This window comes from Microbacterium sp. B24, from assembly GCF_000333415.1.
Lineage (GTDB): Bacteria > Actinomycetota > Actinomycetes > Actinomycetales > Microbacteriaceae > Microbacterium.
On the sequence record NZ_BADB01000406.1, the window covers coordinates 1 to 4,178 of the forward strand.

5 protein-coding genes, 1 tRNA gene and 1 pseudogene are annotated in these 4,178 nt (G+C 70.2%); 5 read left to right on the forward strand and 2 right to left on the reverse strand.

Going from position 1 to position 4,178, the window contains the following annotated elements; translation table 11 throughout:
- The first annotated feature begins 101 nt into the window (after positions 1-101).
- On the forward strand, positions 102-575 hold the full coding sequence (locus tag I5I_RS12115) for a hypothetical protein (protein ID WP_036319923.1): 474 nt from the start codon (positions 102-104) through the stop codon (positions 573-575).
- Here the strand turns inward: I5I_RS12115 and I5I_RS12120 are convergent.
- On the reverse strand, positions 572-1,480 hold the full coding sequence (locus I5I_RS12120) for an ATP-grasp domain-containing protein (protein WP_036319926.1): 909 nt from the start codon (positions 1,478-1,480) through the stop codon (positions 572-574). The two genes, I5I_RS12115 and I5I_RS12120, sit on opposite strands and share 4 nt — an antisense overlap.
- 81 nt (positions 1,481-1,561) lie before the next feature.
- On the opposite strand from I5I_RS12120, the gene I5I_RS12125 reads away from it, so the two are divergent.
- The 4 genes from I5I_RS12125 (at position 1,562) to I5I_RS12140 (ending at position 3,794) form a co-directional block, all read left to right on the forward strand.
- Positions 1,562-2,011 carry a hypothetical protein gene (locus I5I_RS12125; protein ID WP_036319929.1) on the forward strand — a complete coding sequence of 150 codons (450 nt, stop codon included), beginning with the start codon at positions 1,562-1,564 and terminating at the stop codon, positions 2,009-2,011.
- 26 nt (positions 2,012-2,037) lie between these two features.
- Positions 2,038-2,742, forward strand: a complete 705-nt coding sequence (locus I5I_RS12130; protein ID WP_036319932.1) for an NUDIX hydrolase — start codon at positions 2,038-2,040, stop codon at positions 2,740-2,742.
- Positions 2,743-2,949: 207 nt separating this feature from the next.
- A complete protein-coding gene (locus I5I_RS12135; RefSeq protein ID WP_036319935.1) occupies positions 2,950-3,666 on the forward strand; it encodes a hypothetical protein in 717 nt (238 codons plus the stop codon).
- A gap of 39 nt (positions 3,667-3,705) precedes the next feature.
- Positions 3,706-3,794 (forward strand) — tRNA-Ser (locus tag I5I_RS12140).
- Positions 3,795-3,990: 196 nt separating this feature from the next.
- On the opposite strand, the pseudogene I5I_RS18040 reads toward I5I_RS12140, so the two are convergent.
- Positions 3,991-4,178, reverse strand: a pseudogene (locus I5I_RS18040) (tRNA (N6-isopentenyl adenosine(37)-C2)-methylthiotransferase MiaB); the annotation flags it as partial.

Below are 4,178 nucleotides of genomic sequence, written 5' to 3' on the forward strand. Positions count from 1 at the left end.
AATTGAGCTCGGTACCGGGGATCCTCTAGAGTCGATTCGCGCAACTGCGCGAGGTCGATCCCCGCGAGTTCCGCGACTTCGCGGAGGAGTTCGGCGATGTCGTGCGGAGCCTGCCGTTCCAGCTGCCGGAGAACTTCCTGCTGATCGTGCGCGCCATCTCGCTCACCTCGGGCGTCTGCAGCACGCTGGAGCCCGAGTACAACATCTGGGAGAGCATCGAGCCGTTCGCCGGTCAGGTGCTGCGTGATGAGGGCGGCAACGTCGTGAAGGACGCGCTCGCGCAGGTCGCGGAGGTCGCCACGACCGCGTGGCGTCTGCCCGGACGCCTCGACGGGCTCATCACGGGTTTCGAGGAGGGCACGGTGTCGGTCGACATGTCGCGCCTCGAACGCCGACTCGATCGCCTGGAGCGGATCGCTCAGCGTGGCCTTGCTGCGGTGGTCTTCGGCATCCTGCTCATCGGCGGCATCCTGCTGCGGGTGACCGACGAGGTCTTCGGTGTCGCGATGATGATCGCGTCACTCGTCCCGCTCGTCGTCAGCCTCCTGCCGCGCGGTCGGCGCCGGCGCCGCTAGGACGCTCCGCCTCGCGCCGCCGTGAGAAGCGCATCGACGACGGCATCGGTGACGTGCGGCGCCACGTGCAGGTTGAGGGCGGGCTCGACGAGCTCGACCTCCAGCAGCGCCAGGCCGTAGGCCCGTGAGCGCACGGTGTCGACGCGGGCGTAGAGGGGGAGCGGACCGCCGGTGACGGCCTGCACCGCCCGCACGACGGCGGTGGCGAAGGCGATCTCGTCGTCGTAGGCGGGTACCTGTTCGGGATGTTCCTCGTAGACGCCGCCGATGAGACCGCCGCCCACTTCGAGCAGGGCGCCCTTGGAGATGGCGTGCGTGAACCGTCCGTCGATGAGGTAGAGGGCCTTCTCCCACCCGCGGGACAGTTCGGGCACCTCGGGCTGGATCATCGCGGTGTCGCCGGTCTCGATGATCCGTGTCGCCAGGTCGAGGGCCCGCTCGTCGTCGGCGTCGAAGAGGCCGGTGTCGCGCGCCCCCGCCGACACCGCCGGCTTCACGACGACGCGGTCGTGCGCGGCCAGCGCCGCGCGGACGTCGTCGACGCTGTCCGCGTACGTGGTGGGTACCACGCGGATGCCGGCGCCCTCGAGGTCGGCGAGGTAGTGCTTGTCGAGGTTCCAGCGCATCGTCGCCGGGGCGTTGACGACGCGGGTGGATGCCGCCGCGCGCTCGAGCCAGGCCTGGAACTCATCGGGACGCTCGGGGTAATCCCACGGGGAGCGGATCGCGAGCAGGTCGAAGGCGGCGAGATCGACGGTGTCGTCGTGCCAGACGACGGCCTCGGCCGCCGCGCCGCGAGCGCGGAGTGCATCCAGGAGCACCGGGGTGTCGTGGTCGGGGTCTTCGTCGGAGTAGAAGGCGGCGTCGGTGACGACGATGCCGATCCGCGATGCAGGCGAGGTCACGAGAGACCACCCTACCGAGGGCGTTCTCCTTGACCGGGCCCCTCCCGGGCGGCAGGCTGGCGGGAAGACCACGGAGGTGTCATGGCAGCTACGGCCGTTCCCCTCGTCGAGAGCAGTACGCTCCCCGGCGTCATCCTCGTCGAGCGCGTGCGTCGACTCGTCCTGCTGTCGGTGCTACTCGCGTGCGGCTACGGCATGTTCGTGCGCGGTCAGAAGCAGTCGTGCATCGGGCAGGCCTCGGGACCTGGCGCGTGCGCGGAACTCGTTCTGAGTCCGAGCCCTCTGGTCTTCGTCGCGGCCGCCGTCATCGTGCTGCTCTCGCTCAAGCGTGTTGTTCATCACGCGGCATCCGATGACGATGCGCGGCGGATTCTCGGGCGCGCGGCCACCGGTGTCGTCGTGCTCTTCGTCGTCGCGACGGTCGTGTCGCTGACGTGGCTCGCCCTGGTGCCGGTGCCGGACCCCGGCGAGCCGTACGCGATCGCTTTCCCGTTCCCCTTCGCGTCCGGCGAGTTGCGTATGACCCCGTAGCGGCCGACGCGTCGTAGCCTGAACGGGTGCCCTCCGACTCCACCGCTTCCGCCGCCGGGGCACGCGCCGAGTTGGCCGCTCTGGCTCGCGATGGCCGGGACTGGGGAGTGCCACGGCAGAGACTGCCTGCAGCGGTCTCGCCACGCGCCGCCGCCGTGCTGATCCTGTTCGGCGTGCTCGATGCCGTGCCGAGTGCGCGCGCGGCGCAGGATGCTGCGGTCTCGCGCGATCTCGACGTCCTGCTGCTCGAACGGGCGACCACGCTTCGTGCTCACCCGGGGCAGGTCGCCTTTCCTGGAGGACGGCTCGATCCCGGCGACTCCGGACCGATCGCCGCCGCACTGCGCGAAGCCGAGGAGGAGACGGGGGTCGATCCGGCCGGCGTCGAGGTGCTGGGCGCACTGCCGCCGGTGCCGTTGGAGTTCTCCGGGCACCTCGTCACGCCCGTGTTGGGGTGGTGGCGGCATCCGTCGCCCGTGCGTGTCGTCGACGATGCGGAGTCCGCCGCCGTGTTCCGCGCACCGGTGGCCGACCTGCTCGACCCGCGCAACCGCGGGGTGACGGTGATCGAGCGCGAAGGACAGACGTGGCGCGGGCCCGCCTTCGAGGTGCAGGGTCATCTCGTCTGGGGTTTCACCGCGATGGTGATCGACGCGCTGTTCGACCGGCTCGGCTGGACCGAGCCGTGGGACCTGGGCGCCCAGACCCGGCGCATACCGCTGCCGATCTAGGCTGCCGGGCGCCCTGTGCCCGCGGCGGTGCGGGTCCGAAACGGGGACCCGATCTGCGGTGTGCGCGACGTCGTGAGCACCGTTGCGACCCCGCGTTCCGTGTGGCTGCTGGGCGTTTCGCCAGCACGCCCGATGAACATGCTCGGTCCGTGGAGTTGGCGCGGACCGGCGTGTGACGATCGGCGAGCACGATCGGAGAAGGAACACATGGACGAACGTCGGCTGGCGCGCGACGCCCTCTCGCGACGGACCCTCCTGACCGCGGGTGTGGGGTCTGCGGCGGCGCTGGCGCTCTCGGCGTGCTCCGCGGTGGCGACGGGCGCTCCGCCGACGACCGTCCACGCGGCGTCGGCATCCCCTTCTGTCAACGGCGCGCCGCTGATCATGCTCATCCGACATGCGGAGAAACCAGCGGCATCCGGGGTGCCGTACGGTGTGGGGCCCGACGGCTCGCAGGATGCCGAGTCGCTCACCGTCGCCGGATGGCAGCGTGCTGGTGCGCTCGTGGGACTGCTCGACCCGCGCACGTCGCAGGGCCCGGTGCCCGTGCGTGCGGGTCTCGGGCTCCCGACGCGCCTCATCGCGGCCGATCCGGAGAAGGGGAGCAAACGCCCCGCGCAGACCGTGACCCCGTTGGCCGCGCGGCTGGGGCTCACTCTGGAGACGACGTGGAAGAAGGACGACACGGCCGCGCTTGCCGCCGCGCTGCGTACGACGACGGGGTGCACGCTCGTCGCGTGGGAGCACGAGCTGATCCCCGACATCCTGAGCCACCTCGGATCGATCGACCCGCCCCCGCCCGCCGCGTGGCCGGGGGATCGATTCGACCTGGTGTGGTGCCTGAGCCCCGCGGATGCCGGGGCGTGGCGATTCACGCAGGTGCCGCAGTTGCTGCTGGCCGGTGATCTCCCCACCACCGCCTGAGCGACGGCGGCTGTCGCAGCGGCTGATAGGATCGTCGACGGAAGTGTGTCCGAGCGGCCTAAGGAGCATGGCTGGAATCCATGTAGGCGGGGTAACTCGCCTCGCAGGTTCAAATCCTGTCACTTCCGCTCAGTCGAGAACCCCGTCCACGCGAAAGCCTGGGCGGGGTTCTCGCATTCGCGCTGTCTTTGGAAAGCGAGCAGGATCGACGTGATCGGCGATCCAGTCGGGAGCCTTGCCCCTGGCGTGTGGTGCGCAAACCAGTCGAGGATGTCTCGCATGGAACTCACGAATGGCTTCTGGGGTGACCAGGGGCGACTCGCGCACCAGCACCTGCAGCTCGCGGCCGATCTGGGCCTGGTTCTCTTCGAGGCTGATGCGCTCCTGCAGGGCGATGAGCCGCTCGTACCGCTCTTGCACCACGGCCTTCGGCACCTGGTCGGGCATCGTCGCGGCGGGGGTGCCCTCACGGATCGAGTACTGGAAGGTGAAGGCGCGGCGAACCGTGCTGC